This window comes from Klebsiella sp. PK18, from assembly GCF_057784655.1.
In genome coordinates this window covers 1,324,179-1,340,797 of the sequence record NZ_CM173493.1, presented here as the reverse complement: position 1 = coordinate 1,340,797, position 16,619 = coordinate 1,324,179, and the positions used below count along the sequence as shown (strand labels likewise).

At 56.6% G+C, this 16,619-nt stretch carries 11 protein-coding genes; 6 read left to right on the top strand and 5 right to left on the bottom strand.

Annotation, left to right across the window (positions count from 1 at the left end; translation table 11 throughout):
* Positions 1-217: 217 nt before the first annotated feature.
* The gene (locus AC3EMD_RS06570) at positions 218-1,651 is read right to left on the bottom strand and encodes a 6-phospho-beta-glucosidase (RefSeq protein WP_032755110.1); all 1,434 of its coding nucleotides are present in this window, start codon (positions 1,649-1,651) and stop codon (positions 218-220) included.
* 9 nt (positions 1,652-1,660) lie between these two features.
* Positions 1,661-2,554 carry a beta-glucoside kinase BglK gene (gene bglK / locus AC3EMD_RS06565; protein ID WP_023323093.1) on the bottom strand — a complete coding sequence of 298 codons (894 nt, stop codon included), beginning with the start codon at positions 2,552-2,554 and terminating at the stop codon, positions 1,661-1,663.
* A 263-nt stretch (positions 2,555-2,817) separates the two neighbouring features.
* Here bglK and purM point away from each other — a divergent pair, with 263 nt between their 5' ends.
* Together purM and purN are read left to right on the top strand one after the other, a co-directional pair.
* On the top strand, positions 2,818-3,855 hold the full coding sequence (gene purM, locus AC3EMD_RS06560; protein WP_302073993.1) for a phosphoribosylformylglycinamidine cyclo-ligase: 1,038 nt from the start codon (positions 2,818-2,820) through the stop codon (positions 3,853-3,855).
* Positions 3,852-4,493: a phosphoribosylglycinamide formyltransferase gene (gene purN / locus AC3EMD_RS06555; RefSeq protein ID WP_008803824.1), complete on the top strand. Its 642-nt coding sequence runs from the start codon at positions 3,852-3,854 to the stop codon at positions 4,491-4,493. The genes purM and purN overlap by 4 nt, the downstream gene beginning before the upstream one ends.
* Positions 4,494-4,543: 50 nt before the next feature.
* On the opposite strand, the gene AC3EMD_RS06550 is transcribed toward purN, so the two are convergent.
* Complete coding sequence (locus AC3EMD_RS06550; protein ID WP_302073992.1) at positions 4,544-5,884, bottom strand: glycoside hydrolase family 28 protein; 1,341 nt, start codon at positions 5,882-5,884, stop codon at positions 4,544-4,546.
* A 360-nt stretch (positions 5,885-6,244) separates the two neighbouring features.
* Between AC3EMD_RS06550 and AC3EMD_RS06545 the strand changes: the two genes are divergently transcribed.
* Both AC3EMD_RS06545 and bglB read left to right on the top strand, forming a co-directional pair.
* Entirely contained in the window at positions 6,245-7,753 is a 1,509-nt protein-coding gene (locus AC3EMD_RS06545) for an MFS transporter (RefSeq protein WP_488516912.1), read from the top strand.
* Complete coding sequence (gene bglB / locus AC3EMD_RS06540) at positions 7,728-8,825, top strand: beta-galactosidase BglB (protein ID WP_060619793.1); 1,098 nt, start codon at positions 7,728-7,730, stop codon at positions 8,823-8,825. The genes AC3EMD_RS06545 and bglB overlap by 26 nt, the downstream gene beginning before the upstream one ends.
* A 5-nt stretch (positions 8,826-8,830) precedes the next feature.
* Here bglB and AC3EMD_RS06535 read toward each other — a convergent pair whose 3' ends face one another.
* Positions 8,831-10,498 carry a hypothetical protein gene (locus AC3EMD_RS06535; RefSeq protein ID WP_012540900.1) on the bottom strand — a complete coding sequence of 556 codons (1,668 nt, stop codon included), beginning with the start codon at positions 10,496-10,498 and terminating at the stop codon, positions 8,831-8,833.
* 177 nt (positions 10,499-10,675) lie between these two features.
* On the opposite strand from AC3EMD_RS06535, the gene ppk1 reads away from it, so the two are divergent.
* Positions 10,676-12,736 (top strand): polyphosphate kinase 1, encoded by a 2,061-nt coding sequence (ppk1, locus tag AC3EMD_RS06530; RefSeq protein WP_002913838.1) that lies wholly within the window; start codon positions 10,676-10,678, stop codon positions 12,734-12,736.
* A 3-nt stretch (positions 12,737-12,739) separates the two neighbouring features.
* Positions 12,740-14,272, top strand: a complete 1,533-nt coding sequence (ppx, locus tag AC3EMD_RS06525) for an exopolyphosphatase (RefSeq protein ID WP_008803823.1) — start codon at positions 12,740-12,742, stop codon at positions 14,270-14,272.
* 55 nt (positions 14,273-14,327) lie between these two features.
* Here the strand turns inward: ppx and AC3EMD_RS06520 are convergent, their stop codons facing one another.
* The gene (locus AC3EMD_RS06520) at positions 14,328-16,556 is read right to left on the bottom strand and encodes a sensor domain-containing phosphodiesterase (protein WP_008803822.1); all 2,229 of its coding nucleotides are present in this window, start codon (positions 16,554-16,556) and stop codon (positions 14,328-14,330) included.
* Between the last annotated feature and the right edge of the window lie 63 nt (positions 16,557-16,619).

Below are 16,619 nucleotides of genomic sequence, written 5' to 3'. Positions count from 1 at the left end.
TCTCTTTCTCCTCTGAGGGGCGGCCACAAAAAAAATCGCGGGATTATACCGCTTTTTGCGGATTGTGCCATACCCATCTTGCTTGACGTATATCAAGCAAAGTGATTTAGAGACAAAAAAACCGGAGGCAAGGCTCCGGCTTGGGTGCGGGGTGCAGTCCATACGCTTACGCGGGCCTACGTGTATTGTAGGTCGGTTAAGCGTTAGCGCCACCCGACTACGACAGGTTCTCCCCGTTGCTGGCAATCACCTGTTGATACCAGGCAAAGGACTTTTTCCGGCTGCGAGCCAGCGAGCCATTGCCTTCATTATCTTTATCGACATAAATGAAGCCGTAGCGTTTTTTCATTTCCCCTGTGCCGGCGGAAACCAGATCGATACAGCCCCACGGGGTGTAGCCCATCAGATCAACGCCATCCTCGACCACCGCCTTTTTCATCTCCGCGATATGGGCGGAGAGATAATCGATACGATACTGGTCATTGACGCTGCCGTCCGCTTCACGGACATCGATCGCGCCAAAACCATTTTCGACAATAAACAGCGGCAACTGGTAGTGATCCCAGAACCAGTTCAGCGAATAGCGCAGGCCAACCGGGTCAATCTGCCAGCCCCAGTCCGACTTTTTGACGTACGGGTTGGAGACCAGGCTGGTGGTTTCATCATAGTCGAGCAAGGGGTTGTCTTCGGTGGCTTTGGTAGCGAACGACATATAGTAGCTAAAGCCAATGTAGTCGACACAGCCCTCGGTTAACGCCAGGCGATCGGCTTCGGTGATATCCAGGGTAAAGCCGCGGCGGGCAAAATAGTTGAGCAGATGCTGCGGATAGCGGCCGCGCACGTGAACGTCGGTAAACCAGTAACGGCGGTGCATGGCGTTCATCGCCATCATCATATCGTCCGGGGCGCAGGTCAGCGGATAGATCGGACACATAGCGATCATGCAGCCAATCTGCAGTGCAGGGTTGATCTCGCGCGCCGCTTTCACCGCCAGGGCGCTGGCCACCAGCTCATAGTGCGCGGCCTGGTACATCACCGGTTCCCGGTCTTCATCCGGCAAATATTTCAAACCGGAGTTGGTGAAGGGGGCAAAGTCCTCATGGAAGTTGGCCTGGTTGTTGATCTCGTTAAAGGTCATCCAGTACTTCACTTTATGTTGATAGCGGGTGAAGACGACCCTGGCAAAGCGCACGAAAAAGTCGATCAGCTTCCGGTTGCGCCAGCCGCCATACTCGGTGACCAGGTGATAAGGCATTTCAAAATGCGACAGCGTAATCACGGGCTCAATGCCGTGCTTCAGGCATTCGTCGAACAGATCATCATAAAACTGCAGGCCAGCCTCGTTGGGCTCCAGCTCATCGCCCTGCGGGAAAATACGCGTCCAGGCAATCGAGGTGCGAAAACATTTGAAGCCCATCTCGGCAAACAGCGCCAGGTCCTCCGGATAACGATGATAAAAATCGATCGCCTCATGGTTCGGGTAGTTTTTCCCCGCCACCACGCCGTCGGTAATTTCACGCGGCACGCCGTGGGCGCCGGCAGTCATCACATCCGCCACGCTGATCCCCTTGCCGCCCTCCTGCCAGCCGCCCTCTAACTGATGCGCGGCGACCGCGCCGCCCCACAGAAAATCTGCTTTAAATCCGGACATAGTCTCTCCCTAATGTCGATCGTCGCCAGGCGAACGATAGTGCTGATTGAAATGGTAAACCGCGCCAATCAGGCCGGCATCGTTGCCGTGACTGACGGTATCGAGATAGTCGGCAATGCCAAACCAGGCCAGATGCTGGCGCAGCAGCGCCAGAAATCCGCGACGTTCCACAATGCCGCCGCCGATAAAAATGGTCTGCGGATCGAAGATATTAACGAGGTTATAAAGGCCATGGCCCAGGCCATTGAAGAACTCGGCGACCAGACGCTGGCAAACCGGGTCGCCGGCGTCATAGCGGTCAAAAATCATTTCGCCTGTCACGCTCTCCAGCGGCGCAGCGATATGTTCCGCATAGCGATGGCGCAGCACTCTGAGGGTGCAGTTCTCATTCATCGAATAGCGACGAGGATCGCGTCCGCCGGGACGATCGGTGAGCATGTATCCGAACTCACCGGCGCGAAAACGCGCCCCGTGAACCAACTGATGATGGCAATAAATCGCGCCACCAATGCCGGTGCCAATGGTGAGTACCAGAAAATTGGCCATTTCCGCCGCTTTGCCCTGCCAGCGCTCGGCCAGCAGCACACAGTTGGCATCATTTTCAACTGAGACCGGCAGTCCGGTCCGGGCTTCAAGCCATGCTTTCATGGCGAAGTTATCAAATCGACGAATAGCGCCGCCCATGGTGATAAAGCCGCTGTGCGGATCAACATAGCCTGGCGCGCTGATGGCTACCCCTTCACACGACGGGTGGGCCGCCAGCCATGACAGCATTGCCTGTAAGATATGATCGCCATCGCTGTCATTGATCGACTGCTTCGCGCTTTCCAGTAGCCTGCCATCGCGGGTCATCACGCCCATCTTTAATGCGGTGCCACCGATATCAAATGCCGCAATTTTCATTCATCCCTCTCCTGACCAGCGTCAATCACTGGCAAAATGCGTGGCAAACCAACACAGAAACCGGTTTCAGTATTATGATGAGGATTCCTTAAGGCTGAGGCAAGCACAAGACTGTACCCGGTTTCATTTTCGTGAGCAGTATCAAATTTGACCATCTATCCGCTGTTTCACGCCGACTGTAAAGCAGGCTCGCAAACGTTTGCTTTCCCTGTTAGAATTGCGCCGATTTTTCTTGCTTACCGCAAACGCGTGGAGACTTCGCAGTGACCGACAAAACCTCTCTCAGCTATAAAGATGCCGGCGTGGATATTGATGCAGGCAACGCTCTCGTCGACCGTATTAAGGGCGTGGTGAAGAAAACCCGTCGCCCGGAAGTGATGGGGGGACTGGGCGGATTCGGCGCGCTGTGCGCACTGCCGCAGAAATACCGCGAGCCGGTACTGGTCTCCGGCACCGACGGCGTCGGTACCAAGCTGCGTCTGGCAATGGATCTGAAGCGTCACGACACCATCGGCATCGACCTGGTCGCCATGTGCGTGAACGACCTGGTGGTTCAGGGTGCTGAGCCGCTGTTTTTCCTGGATTATTACGCGACCGGTAAACTGGACGTCGATACCGCGGCCAGCGTCATTAACGGCATCGCCGAAGGCTGCCTGCAGTCCGGTTGCGCGCTGGTGGGCGGTGAAACCGCAGAAATGCCGGGGATGTATCACGGTGAAGATTACGACGTAGCGGGTTTCTGCGTCGGGGTGGTGGAAAAATCAGAAATCATCGACGGCAGCAAAGTGGCCGACGGCGACGTGCTGGTGGCGCTGGCGTCCAGCGGCCCGCACTCTAACGGCTATTCACTGGTGCGTAAGATCATTGAGGTTAGCGGCGTTGACCCGCAGACCACCGACCTTGACGGCAAACCGCTGGCGGACCATCTGCTGGCGCCAACCCGCATCTATGTGAAATCGGTGCTCGATCTGATCGCCAGCGTTGACGTCCACGCTATCGCCCACCTGACCGGCGGCGGTTTCTGGGAAAATATTCCGCGCGTGCTGCCGGATAACACCCTGGCGATCATTGATGAGTCCTCCTGGCAGTGGCCGTCCGTCTTCAACTGGCTGCAAACCGCCGGTAACGTCAGCCAGCATGAAATGTACCGTACCTTTAACTGCGGCGTGGGGATGGTTATCGCCCTACCGGCTGCAGAAGCAGACAAGGCCATTGCCCTGCTGAACGAGAAAGGTGAAAACGCGTGGAAAATCGGGTATATCAAAGCTTCCGATTCCGAACAGCGTGTGGTCATTGCATGAAAAACATCGTGGTGCTGATTTCCGGTAGCGGCAGCAATTTGCAGGCGATCATCGACGCCTGCGGCCGGAAACAGATAAACGGCACCCTGCGGGCGGTATTCAGTAACAAGGCTGATGCGTTTGGCCTTGAACGCGCGCGCGCGGCCGGCATCCCGGCCCACGCGCTGGCGCAAAGTCAGTTTGCTGACCGGGAAGCATTCGATCGTCAGCTGATGCATGAAATCGACGCCTACGCCCCGGATTTGGTAGTGCTGGCGGGCTATATGCGTATCCTGAGCCCGGCGTTCGTCAGCCATTATCAGGGACGTCTGCTGAACATCCATCCTTCGTTACTGCCGAAGTATCCTGGCCTGCATACTCATCGTCAGGTGCTGGAAAACGGTGATGAGGAACATGGGACCTCGGTGCACTTCGTCACTGATGAGCTGGACGGCGGTCCGGTTATCCTGCAAGCCAAGGTGCCGGTCTTCGCTGGCGACAGCGAAGATGAGGTGACGGCGCGGGTTCAGGCCCAGGAACATGCCATTTATCCGCTGGTCATCAGCTGGTTCGTCGATGGGCGTCTGCACATGGCAGGCAACCACGCCTGGCTGGATGAACGACAACTTCCGCCCCAGGGCTATGCCGCTGAAGAATAAGCACGTCTCGCCCCGGTCATTGCCGGGGCTACTTTCTCACTTCTCCCCGGTTATTTATCTGTGTTTTCCAGGCATAGTGCGTTGTGGTTCCACCTCGCAGGCAATGGCGTTGGCCGCTGGTAATCAAACTCACGTAGCGTCAGGTCAGTCACGCCGTTGGCATACAGCACCGGTAACCCTCCCGGGTAAGGCTCAACCCCCCAGGCACGGCCGCTGTGCGGATTCAGACACCAGGCATTATCCATGCCCATACCGGTCGGAGACTGCGGGTTACACGGCGGACGCACATCGTAAAGCCCCTGCTCCGCCTGTGAGTTCAGCATCTGGTGGAGCTGGATGCCGTCAAAAAGAATGCGCTGGATCAGGCCTGCTGGTTCACTATGCAAATTAATCGCCCCTTCACACTCCCCGACCAGACCGCGAAACTGGATCCGAGTGATGGCGCCGGGGGCAATAGCCGGATCGCGATGGCGTACGGAAAGAAAAACTGGATCCGCCTCCCCCCAGTGACAGGCTGGCGCGCTCACGCAAGCAAACGCAATGTTGCTGAAGATCATCCGCCGCAGCTGGCCGCCGTCGCGAGATATCAAGCCGATCCCGCGATTGGAATCAAAGATGGTGCAGTTGCTGACCAGCACATCTTCAATATCCTGCCAGGTTTCCGTACCGATTTTTAAGGCGCAGCTTTTCGACCGCAGCGTACAGTTCACGATCGTAACCTGACGCAGCGGACGCTGAATATGCGCAGGCTTGGCCGTGGTTTTCAGACAGATAGCGTCGTCGGCGGCGCTGAAATAGCTATTGGCGATATGCACCTGCTGGCAGCTGTCGATATCCAGCGCGTCGGTATTGGCCATCGTCAAATCGTTATCCACGGTAATCCCGTTAATCGTGACACCGATACACGAGGCCAGATGTATGGTCCACATCGGCGCATGACGCACGGTAATATTTTCCAGCCGCACGCCGCGGCAGTTCTCCAGCAAAATGATGCGCGGCCGCCGTTCGACGGGCTGGCGGTACCCCATGGCATCGACATCCCGGGAAAACCATCCGTCGGCGCTACCGTAGATTTCACCGCCGCCACAGATACTCACATTTTGCGCATCAAGAGCATAAAGAAAGGCCCGGTGGGAGCACTCAGCCTGGCTCAGCGCGACCGCCTGAGTAAAATCATCGCCGTTTTCGCTGACGATCAGCTCGGCGCCCGGCGACAGCCACAGGCAGGTATTTGACCCTATCCGCAAGCCGCCGAGCGCGTACCTGCCGTGATCGACCACCAGCGTACCGCCTCCGGCTTCCGCCAGTTCGTCCAGCGCCTGTTGAAAGAGTGCGGTATCGGGAGTGACGCCATCCGCGTGGGGATGGCGCTGCGAAAGATGAATATTCATAGCGTATCCTGAAAAATCAAACAGGCAGCTATCACACCATCTCTTGCACGGCCAGCGTAGGGGAGAAACCGCCCGCGGGGCAATATCTGCGCTGCATTTCACATTCACCAGGTCCGTCCGGGATAAATTGTGATGGATAACACAAATCCTGCGCGGCCAACCGCGAAAAGCGTACTCTCCGCACAGTTCCAGCCCGCGGCCATCGCGTCAGCCGTGAGCCATATCACGGGATTTATTTCATTTCATCGTCATTTGGCAGGCTGCTCGCAGAACGGCGCGAAATCCCCGCATCCGGCATTTTCGCCCCCCGCCCCCTCTTTTACTGTGCAACCTCGCTTTCCTTACTAAAGAGATACGCTTATGACGAGGACAGTAACCCCAACGCGAGAAGTCAAAACCCGCAATATCCTCTGCTGGGGGATGGGTGATATTTTCGGTAGCGGCGCGATGACCATTACCGGTCTGTGGCTGCTCTACTTCTATATCGAGGTCGCCGGGCTCTCCCCTGCTGCTGCCGCCTCCATTTTCGCCATCGCCAAAATCTGGGATGGGATCACCGACCCGGTGATGGGCTACATCACCGACAACATTCGTACCCGCTGGGGACGCCGGCGGATTTTCTTTATTCTCGGCGCGCCGCTGTCGCTCTGTTTCGCCCTGATGTGGGTGAGCGGCTTCGGTTACGCCTGGTACCTCGGCACTTATTTACTGTTCAGCACCGTGTTTACGCTACTGATGGTGCCTTACGATACGCTGCCGGCAGAAATGACCTCGCGCTACGATCTGCGCTCGAAAATGTCGGGCGCGAGGATGCTGTTCGCGCAAGCGACGGCTTTTCTCGCCGCGCTGATCCCCGGGCAAATCATGGCTCACGTCGCCGACCAATCTCAGGCATTTCTCTATATCGGCATCGTCTTTGCCCTGCTCTTCGCCCTGCCGTGGATTTTTGTCTGGCGCGGCACCTGGGAGCGCGACGTTCTTCCACCACCACAGGCCCGCCAGGGGTTGCTTAAAACCCTGGGGTCGTTATACCGGGAGATGGCTTCAACGTTTCATCTGCGCACCTTCCGCATTCATATCATGATGTACGTCGGCGGCGCGGTGGCGCTGGATATTTTCGGCTCGCTGTTTATGCATTATATGACCTATGTATTGCGCGTCGGCACCTCCCTGGCATCGCAGGCGATGAGCCTGATGACGCTGTTTCAGTTCTTCGCCATCCCGTTCTTCACCTGGCTGTGCATACGCGTTGGCAACGGTAATGCCTATAAGCTGGCCATCGCACTGATCCTCTGCGCCTTGCTGTGGTTCAGCCAGCTTAGCGCAGGTTTTAGCCATCTCTCCTGGCTGCTGCTCGGCGGTGCGGTGGTAATGGGCATCGCCCGCGGGGGAACCTATCTCATTCCGTGGAACGTCTATAACTTTCTGCCGGATGTCGATGAGGCCTATACCGGCGTGCGCCGCGAGGGAATTTACGCCGGCGTGATGATGCTGACGCGCAAGTTCTCCCAGGCGCTGGCGCTGTTTATCGTCGGACTGGCGCTGGAGGCGTTTGGCTTCACCAAGGGCGCTGAAGCGCAGAACGCCGCCGCCCTTAACGGCATCTGGTGGGTTTTCCTGGTGGGCCCCGGCCTGCTGGCGATCCTGGCCATGTATGGCGCATTTCGTTTCCGCTTAAGCCAGCCACGCCATCAAATTCTGATTAACGAGCTGGAGCGTCTGCGCGCTGGCGGTCATCCGCAGGATGCCAGCCCGCAGACGCGAGAAACTATTGAACTGCTAACCGGTCATCCGCACCGCAATGCCCGCTGGCAACACGCCGTCTTACCGCAAGGGAGTGATTATGTCGCAGAAAAGCAACCGTCCTGAACTCCTTCAGCGTATTGAAACGCTGATCGATAACCTAACCGCTATTCACGATAATAGCGGCCAGTATCTGCAGCGGCTGGCCGATGGCCGGGTCATCGATACGAAAGGCTGGGAGGGCTGGGAATGGACGCACGGCATCGGTCTGTTTGGACTGTTTCGCTATCAGCAGTTGACCGGTTCCCCCCGCGCCCGTCAGCTGATTGACGACTGGTTCAGCGCCCGCTTCGCCGAGGGAACGCCGGAGAAAAACATCAATACGGCTTGTCCGTTCTTAACGCTGGCGCTGCGCTACCAGCAGGAGCCGCGCAGCGACTGGCGCGCCTACCTCGACCGCTGGGGCGAAGCCATCTATCGCCAGATGCCGCGCACCGATGAAGGCTGTCTGCAGCATGTCACCTACGAGAGCGCGCATCAGCAACAAATCTGGGACGATACGCTGATGATGGCGGTATTGCCTCTGGCCATACTGGGCAAAATGTTTGATAAACGGCGCTGGGTAGAAGAGGCCATATACCAGTTTTTACAGCATCTGCACTATCTCAGCGACCGCCAGAGCGGCCTGTGGTATCACGGCTGGCATTTCGCCGGCCGACACCACTTCGCCGGCGCCCTGTGGGCCCGAGGCAACAGCTGGATAACCCTGGCGATCCCGGAGCTGCTGGAGATGCTCGATCTCGACGAGCATGATGCTGTTTACCGGCAATTGCAAAATACCCTGCAGATACAGGTCGCCGCGCTTGCCCGCTGCCAGAGTGAGAACGGTTTGTGGCCAACGCTGCTCAATGACCCCGACAGCTATCTGGAAGCCTCGGCGACCGCCGGGTTTGCCGCCGGCATCTTCAAAGCGATACGCCTCGGCTATCTGAATGCGCATTATCTACCGATGGCCGAGCGCGCCTGCCAGGGAATTATCGACCATATTTCACCACAGGGTGAACTGTTGCAGGTGTCGTTCGGCACCGCGATGGGCCACGACCTTGATCACTATCGCCACATCCCGCTCACCGCCATGCCCTATGGCCAGGCGATGGCGATGCTGTGCCTGGTGGAGGCCCTGCATCGCACGCTATAACAGCGTTACCTGAGCGCCGTCAGTTCGGTGCTCAGGCTATCCGCCAGGCTACGCACCCGTCCGGGATCGAACATGACGTAGAACGCCGGCGAGGCGTCGCTCATCTGCTGGCAGAGCATTTCCATCTCAGACGCGCAACGGTACAGCGCCTGCACATTGATATGGCAGATCTCCCGCATGCTCCAGCTGTTCTCCACCTCGCGGGCGAAATGCAGCGTAAAAAAGGCCTTTTGCGCATGGGTAAACAACTGGCAATAGAGCGCCAGCCCCTGCCACTCTTCACGCCACTGCCGCTCCAGCGCGGCAGGAAATTCCGCCGTGTGGGCAAACGCCAACGCCTCTTCACCCAGGCGCTGCGCGCCGCTGGCCACCTCATCCTTTTCCTGCGCGATTTGCGTCAGATTGCTCATCGACTTCTGCGGGTCGTCGCGGGTGAAATGAATATCCTGCGCCGACCCCGGCAGCCAGTGGCTACGCGCCAGCTGGCCGTACAGGCTCCATACCGCCTGCCCGTAGCTTTCCGGCAGCTGGCTGTGGCGATGGAAGACGTGGTCGCGCACGTAGATCGCCTGGTAGAGCGTTTGCGCCCCCAGTTCGAGAAGCTGCCGGAACTGCTGCGCCACGTCGTCAGGCGGACACCAGCCGTAGCGCTGCGCCAGCCACTGGTCGAGCAACTGCTGCTGGTTTTTCGCCATCCCGTCTCCCAGCAGCTGGCTGCAGGCGAACAGGTTACATTCGCTTAAGGTATCGGGGATCCAGTGGTTATCAATACTTTCCCAGCTGGCTTTACAAATAGCGCCGGTGATACGCGGATTCCGGCTTTGGCACCATAGCAGTCGCCCCTGCAGTTCATCGATACGCAGAAACGGCATGACTCCCCAGCCAACTTCCTCCCCGGCCAAATCGATATCGACCCACACATCCCGCGTCTGCACCGCCAGCAGCGCCGGGTTATTGGGAAAGGCTGGCCAGAAGCGTTCCGGCGTCAGTTTAATCGATACCGATACCGTCGGCGGCAGAGGTTCAATAGCGTCCAGCACGGTACTGAGATCGTCGTTGCTTGCCGGGAAGACGCGTATTACCAGATGCTTGTTTTGCGCCGCGACGGCCTGGCTCAAGGCGCCAAAACAGCGGCGATACAACACGAAGCTCTGCGCCGGCTGGCGGCCTTCGTCCGCCTCGCGACGCTGTCTCTCCCACTGCGGACGGGAGATCGGCAACAAGCCGTCAGTGCTGGAGAGGGCGATAATCAAACCGGTGAGCGCCGGTACACCCTCACAGACGGCGCGGACTTTGTCGGTCAACCAACGGCTCCAGAAATCCACATCAAAACGCACACCGCCCGGGTTATCCAGCAGTTCCGGATGCGCTAACAACAGCTCCGTCGGGAAACTGAGCTCTTTCGCCTGCAGATAAAAGCGCAGTCCCAGCTCCCGACAGCGCAGCGCCAGGCGGTTGAGATAGATACAGCGCGCTCGCTGCTGGCTCGACAAACGGTCGTTATAGTCAAACGGCGTATAGCCCTGCGGCGATACCAGCTTGCCGAACAGCTCCGCCTGGCCGATCACCACGGTATTAAAACCATGTTTTATGGCATATTCCATTAAGCGACAAGCCGACGGCCAGTGCCAGATATCCTGATTATTGAGCTCCAGCGCCCGCGTTTCCCACATCGTTTCGTCCTCCATTTACTCATGATTGAACATAACGTAAGCAAACAAACGCGTCCGCTTTTTCCCGACATCCGATTGAAAGAAAACTGTCATATTGCTTTGACATAGTTGGACATTCAATGGCAATGCTCGCCATAATGAAACAAGCGACATCAATGATCCGGAGTGTGAGTTGTAATGGGCCAGGAAAAGCTATACATCGAAAAAGAACTCAGCTGGTTGTCTTTTAACGAACGCGTGCTGCAGGAAGCGGCGGACAAAAGTAACCCGCTGATTGAGCGCATGCGCTTCTTAGGGATCTACTCCAACAACCTTGATGAGTTTTACAAAGTGCGCTTCGCTGAGCTTAAGCGCCGGATTATTATCAGTGAAGAACAAGGCAGTACCGCCCATTCTCGCCACCTGTTAGGCAAAATCCAGGCCCGCGTTCTGAAGGCCGATCAGGAATTCGATAGTCTGTATAACGAACTGCTGCTGGAGATGGCGCGCAACCAGATCTTCCTCATCAACGAGCGTCAGCTGTCCGTCAATCAGCAGGCCTGGCTGCGCAACTACTTCAAACAGTATTTGCGTCAGCATATCTCGCCGATCCTGATTAACCGCGAAACGGACCTCGTGCAGTTCCTGAAAGATGATTACACCTATCTGGCGGTAGAGATTATCCGCGGGGAAAACATCAACTATGCCCTGCTGGAAATTCCGTCAGACAAAGTGCCGCGCTTCGTAAATCTGCCGCCGGAGGCGCCGCGCCGCCGTAAGCCAATGATCCTGCTGGATAACATCCTGCGTTATTGCCTGGATGATATCTTTAAAGGCTTCTTTGATTACGATGCGCTGAACGCTTACTCGATGAAAATGACCCGTGACGCCGAGTACGATCTGGTGCACGAGATGGAGTCGAGTCTGATGGAGCTGATGTCTTCCAGCCTCAAGCAGCGCCTGACCGCCGAGCCGGTTCGCTTCGTCTACCAGCGCGATATGCCGGACGCGATGGTCGAAATGCTGCGCGATAAGCTCTCCATCTCCAACTACGACTCGATGCTGCCGGGCGGCCGCTACCACAACTTTAAAGACTTTATCGGCTTCCCGAATGTGGGTAAGGCCAATCTGGTCAATAAGCCTATGCCGCGCCTGCGTCATCTGTGGTTTGATAAATTCCGCAACGGCTTCGACGCCATCCGCGAACGCGACGTCCTGCTCTACTATCCCTATCACACTTTTGAGCATGTGCTGGAGCTGCTGCGTCAGGCCTCGTTCGACCCCAGCGTACTGGCGATCAAAATCAACATCTACCGTGTAGCCAAAGATTCGCGCATTATTGACGCGATGATCCACGCCGCCCACAACGGTAAAAAAGTCACCGTGGTAGTGGAGCTGCAGGCACGCTTCGATGAAGAGGCTAACATTCACTGGGCGAAACGCCTGACGGAAGCGGGGGTCCACGTGATCTTCTCCGCGCCGGGTCTGAAGATCCACGCCAAGCTGTTCCTTATCTCGCGTAAAGAAGGCGATGAGGTGGTGCGCTACGCCCATATCGGTACCGGTAACTTTAACGAGAAGACCGCGCGGATCTACACCGACTATTCGCTGTTAACCGCCGATGCGCGCATTACCAATGAAGTCCGCCGCGTGTTTAACTTTATTGAAAACCCCTACCGCCCGGTCAGCTTCGATTACCTGCTGGTGTCGCCGCAGAACTCGCGCCGTCTGCTGTATGAGATGATCGATCGCGAGATCGCCAATGCGCAGAACGGGCAACCCTCCGGGATTACGCTGAAGCTGAACAACCTGGTGGATAAAGGGCTGGTGGACAGACTGTACGCCGCCTCCAGCTCCGGCGTGCCGGTCAATCTGTTGATCCGCGGCATGTGCTCGCTGATCCCTGGACTGGAAGGCATCAGCGAGAATATCCGCGTCATTAGCATCGTTGACCGTTTCCTCGAGCACGACCGGGTCTACTGTTTTGAAAACGGTGGCGATAAACAGGTCTGGCTCTCCTCTGCCGACTGGATGACGCGTAACATCGATTACCGTATTGAAGTTGCCGCCCCGCTGCTCGACCCGCGTCTGAAACAGCGAGTGCTGGATATTTTTGATATCTTGTTCAACGATACGGTAAAAGCGCGCTATCTTGATAAAGAACTGAGTAATCGCTATGTGCCGCGCGGCAATCGCCGTAAAGTGCGTGCACAGATGGCGATTTACGATTATCTCAAATCACTCGAACAACCCGACTAACCTATGCCAATAAACGAAATAACCCCTCGGCCGCAGGAATTTGCTGCGGTCGACCTTGGTTCGAACAGTTTTCATATGGTGATCGCCCGTGTCGTCGATGGCGCCATGCAGATCATTGGACGCCTGAAACAGCGCGTGCATCTGGCCGATGGCCTTGATGAAAACTCGGTGTTGAGCGAAGAAGCGATGACCCGCGGGCTGAACTGCCTGTCGCTGTTTGCTGAACGTTTGCAAGGGTTCTCCCCTTCCAGCGTCTGCATCGTCGGGACGCATACGCTGCGTCAGGCGACCAACGCGGCAGAGTTTCTTAAACGCGCGGAAAAAGTGATCCCCTACCCGATCGAGATCATCTCCGGCAATGAAGAAGCGCGCCTGATTTTTATGGGCGTTGAGCATACGCAGCCGGAGCGCGGTCGTAAGCTGGTGATTGATATCGGCGGCGGTTCGACCGAGCTGGTCATCGGTGAAGATTTTGAGCCCCGCCTGGTGGAAAGCCGTCGCATGGGCTGCGTGAGCTTCTCGCAAGCCTACTTCCCTGGCGGGACAATCAATAAAGAAAATTTCCAGCGTGCTCGTCTTGCGGCGGTACAAAAACTGGAAACCCTGGCCTGGCAGTTCCGTATTCAGGGCTGGACCGTGGCGCTGGGCGCCTCCGGCACCATTAAAGCTGCGCAGGAAGTGCTGGTGGCCATGGGTGAGAAGGACGGGTTTATTACGCCGGAACGCCTCGAAATGCTGGTCAGTGAGCTGCTGAAGCATAAAAACTTCGACGCGCTCAGTCTGCCAGGCCTCTCTGAAGATCGTAAAGCGGTCTTTGCGCCGGGTCTGGCGATTCTGTGCGGCGTGTTTGACGCGCTAGCCATTAAAGAACTTCGTCTGTCCGATGGCGCCCTGCGTGAGGGCGTGCTGTACGAAATGGAAGGCCGCTTCCGCCACCAGGATATTCGTAGCCGCACAGCGCAGAGTCTGGCGAATCAGTACAATATCGATCGCGAACAGGCACGCCGGGTGCTGGAAACCACCACCCATATGCTGGAACAGTGGCAGGAACAGAACCCCAAGCTGGCCAATCCGCACCTTGCGGCGCTGTTGAAGTGGGCGGTGATGCTCCATGAGGTAGGGCTGAATATCAACCATAGCGGTATGCATCGCCACTCCGCCTACATTCTGCAGAACAGCGACCTGCCGGGCTTCAACCAGGAGCAGCAGATGCTGATGGCCACCCTGGTGCGCTATCATCGCAAAGCGATAAAACTCGACGACCTGCCGCGCTTTACGCTGTTCAGGAAAAAGCAGTTTCTGCCGCTGATCCAGCTGCTGCGCCTGGGCGTGCTGCTGAATAACCAGCGTCAGGCCACCACCACGCCGCCGACCCTGCGGCTGCAGACGGAAGCTCACCACTGGACGCTGACCTTCCCGCATAACTGGTTTAGCCAGAATGCGCTGGTGCTGTTGGATCTGGAAAAAGAGCAGCAGTACTGGGAAGGTGTGCCGGAATGGCTGCTGAAGATTGCAGAAGAAGAGCCAGACGCCTGATCGGCGCTCCTGAATATTCTCCATGCCGGGCCATCGCGCCCGGCTTTTTTCTGCTTCAGGCAGTCATCCCTTCCGCCAGCTGCGCCAGTGGTACCGGTACGCCGATATCGTAGCCCTGCAAATAATCGATCCCCAGCGCGATGACCGCCTGGCGTATTTCCGGCGACTCGACATATTCAGCCACCACCTGCATGTTCTTCATACGCGCCAGACGACAAATAGAATCCACCACCTGGTAATCGAGACTGCTGGCAAGCAGATTGCGAATAAAGCTGCCGTCGATTTTAAGAATGTCGACGTTCATCGTTTTTAACCGGGCGTAGCTGGCGTAGCCGGTACCAAAATCATCGATCGCCACCCGACAGCCCAGCGCCCGCAGATGCTCTAAAGTCTGACAGACCAGCTCAGGGTTACTGAGCGCATAGTTCTCGGTCAATTCGAAAATAATCTGCCATGGCTCAATGTTGTACGTCTGCAGCAGCGCTTCAACTTCCTGAGGAAACTGGCTGCGGCTCAACGTGACCGGAGAGAGATTGATCGCCAGCCGCAGACCGGGCAGTGCCCGCCGGTGGGTATCCATAAAGGCTAGCGTGTGCTCGATGACCCACTGATCCACACGAGAGGAGAGGCCAAACTCATGCGCCACCGGCAGGAACGCGTTTGGCCCCGTCAGTTCGCCCGACTCCCCTTCCATCCTCAGCAACACTTCATGGTAGTTATCGCCGCGGATGCCCTGGATAGGCTGCGCCATCAGGACGAAGTGGTCTTGCTCCAGCGCCTTGAGGATGCGATTCATCATCACCACTTTATCTTTCAGATCCTGTTGAACATGGCCGGCGCCGCGGCGCTGCATATTCTCCGGATGGCCGCTGGCCAGCGACATGTCGGCAATCGTGTTTAGTTCGCCAAGCAGCAAATACAGATGTTTGACCGGTGAGCGCACGTTGCAATAGCTCATGCCGATCCGCGGCTGGAGGGGAACCCCGTCCCAGTAGAAACGGAACTGCCGCAGGGAGCGGTCGATCAAATGAATACGCGCCTGATGCCCTTCACTGTTGAGGCGAAAAACCAAGTCATGGCCGGCAAGGTGATACACCGCTTCGTTAGGCTGCAGTAACGCGCTCAGGTGGTTCGCCAGCATTTGCTTATACTGAATGCGTAACAATACGCCGTAGTGGCGGCCCAGCAGTTCCAGCTCAGGAATGCGCAAAAAACAGAGCGTCGACCAGCTCGTGCCATTGAGCGCCCGACTCAGCGCCCGCAGATTAGGCATATGTACGACCGGGTCGAGGAAAGCCATCTGCCGGACGCGAGCGTAGATCAGCCGCTGCTGTGTCGCCAGCATCGCCGTGTAGGCGACAATAAACGAGAAGACCAGATAGCTTGACGAGGTGATCGCCAGTTGGGTGTTATAGCTTGGATAAACCGGTAAGTAACGGTAATGAAAATGGATCACGGCAATCAGTACCGGCGTCCAGATCAGCGAGATAAAACGATAGCCAAAACGCATGGCTCCCCAGAGCATGACCGGCATAAGTAATGATAACGTATAATTCGTACTAAATATGGTGCTGGTATCATTAAGCGGCATCAATAATAGCCCCAGCAGCAGGATTAATATCGCCGCCCAGCAAATGATTTCAATTGTTTTTATTTTTGGATCAATTTGTAAGCGAACCTGAGAAATAAATCCGCGAACATGAAAAGGATTCCGAATTATCCGCAGCAGAAAATAACACAGCGGCACGCCCGTCAGACACCCCACCATCAACGCCTGAAAGGTGATTAACGACCGTAAACTAAACGGCGTAATCCCCGTCATCTCCGTCGTACGTGGATGCAGTCCCAGATACTCAGCGATCTGTGACAGAATAAGAAAAATGACCGAGGGAAGCAGCATCTGCCAGAACAGACGGTGCGGCATCAGTTTGACGTTACCGTGCGAGACCTGCTGGCGCCGGGGTACAAAGATGCGATATCCGCCCCAGCACAGCACGCAGGGGATGAGAAAATGAAACAACACGCCGATAGCCTGCTCGGGCGTCATTCCTCGGGCCAGCGTGAGCAGCAGGCCAATAATAATACCCGGGATCGCCGCCCAACCGAAAAACATCATCAGGCTGAGTACTAATGCCAGAGGAAGATAATAAAGGAATACCATGTGGCCATTGAGCATGGTGTAGGTATTCGCCCATCTGGCGAAGGGTAATAACAGCGAGGGCAGAACAAGCGGTAAAGCCCACCACTTGTCGCGATATTGTTGATAATATTTTAATAAATTCATAGGTGCTCTACAGAGAGCCTCTGCTCCTGCGAGGCATATTCAGGCAGGCATCCAACCACCCCA

Coding starts and splice junctions, on each gene's coding strand:
- AC3EMD_RS06570 (WP_032755110.1), bottom strand. CDS start 1,651: ATGTCCGGATTTAAAGCAGATTTTCTGTGGGGCGGCGCGGTCGCCGCG.
- bglK (WP_023323093.1), bottom strand. CDS start 2,554: ATGAAAATTGCGGCATTTGATATCGGTGGCACCGCATTAAAGATGGGC.
- purN (WP_008803824.1), top strand. CDS start 3,852: ATGAAAAACATCGTGGTGCTGATTTCCGGTAGCGGCAGCAATTTGCAG.
- AC3EMD_RS06550 (WP_302073992.1), bottom strand. CDS start 5,884: ATGAATATTCATCTTTCGCAGCGCCATCCCCACGCGGATGGCGTCACT.
- AC3EMD_RS06545 (WP_488516912.1), top strand. CDS start 6,245: ATGACGAGGACAGTAACCCCAACGCGAGAAGTCAAAACCCGCAATATC.
- bglB (WP_060619793.1), top strand. CDS start 7,728: ATGTCGCAGAAAAGCAACCGTCCTGAACTCCTTCAGCGTATTGAAACG.
- AC3EMD_RS06535 (WP_012540900.1), bottom strand. CDS start 10,498: ATGTGGGAAACGCGGGCGCTGGAGCTCAATAATCAGGATATCTGGCAC.
- ppk1 (WP_002913838.1), top strand. CDS start 10,676: ATGGGCCAGGAAAAGCTATACATCGAAAAAGAACTCAGCTGGTTGTCT.
- ppx (WP_008803823.1), top strand. CDS start 12,740: ATGCCAATAAACGAAATAACCCCTCGGCCGCAGGAATTTGCTGCGGTC.
- AC3EMD_RS06520 (WP_008803822.1), bottom strand. CDS start 16,556: ATGAATTTATTAAAATATTATCAACAATATCGCGACAAGTGGTGGGCT.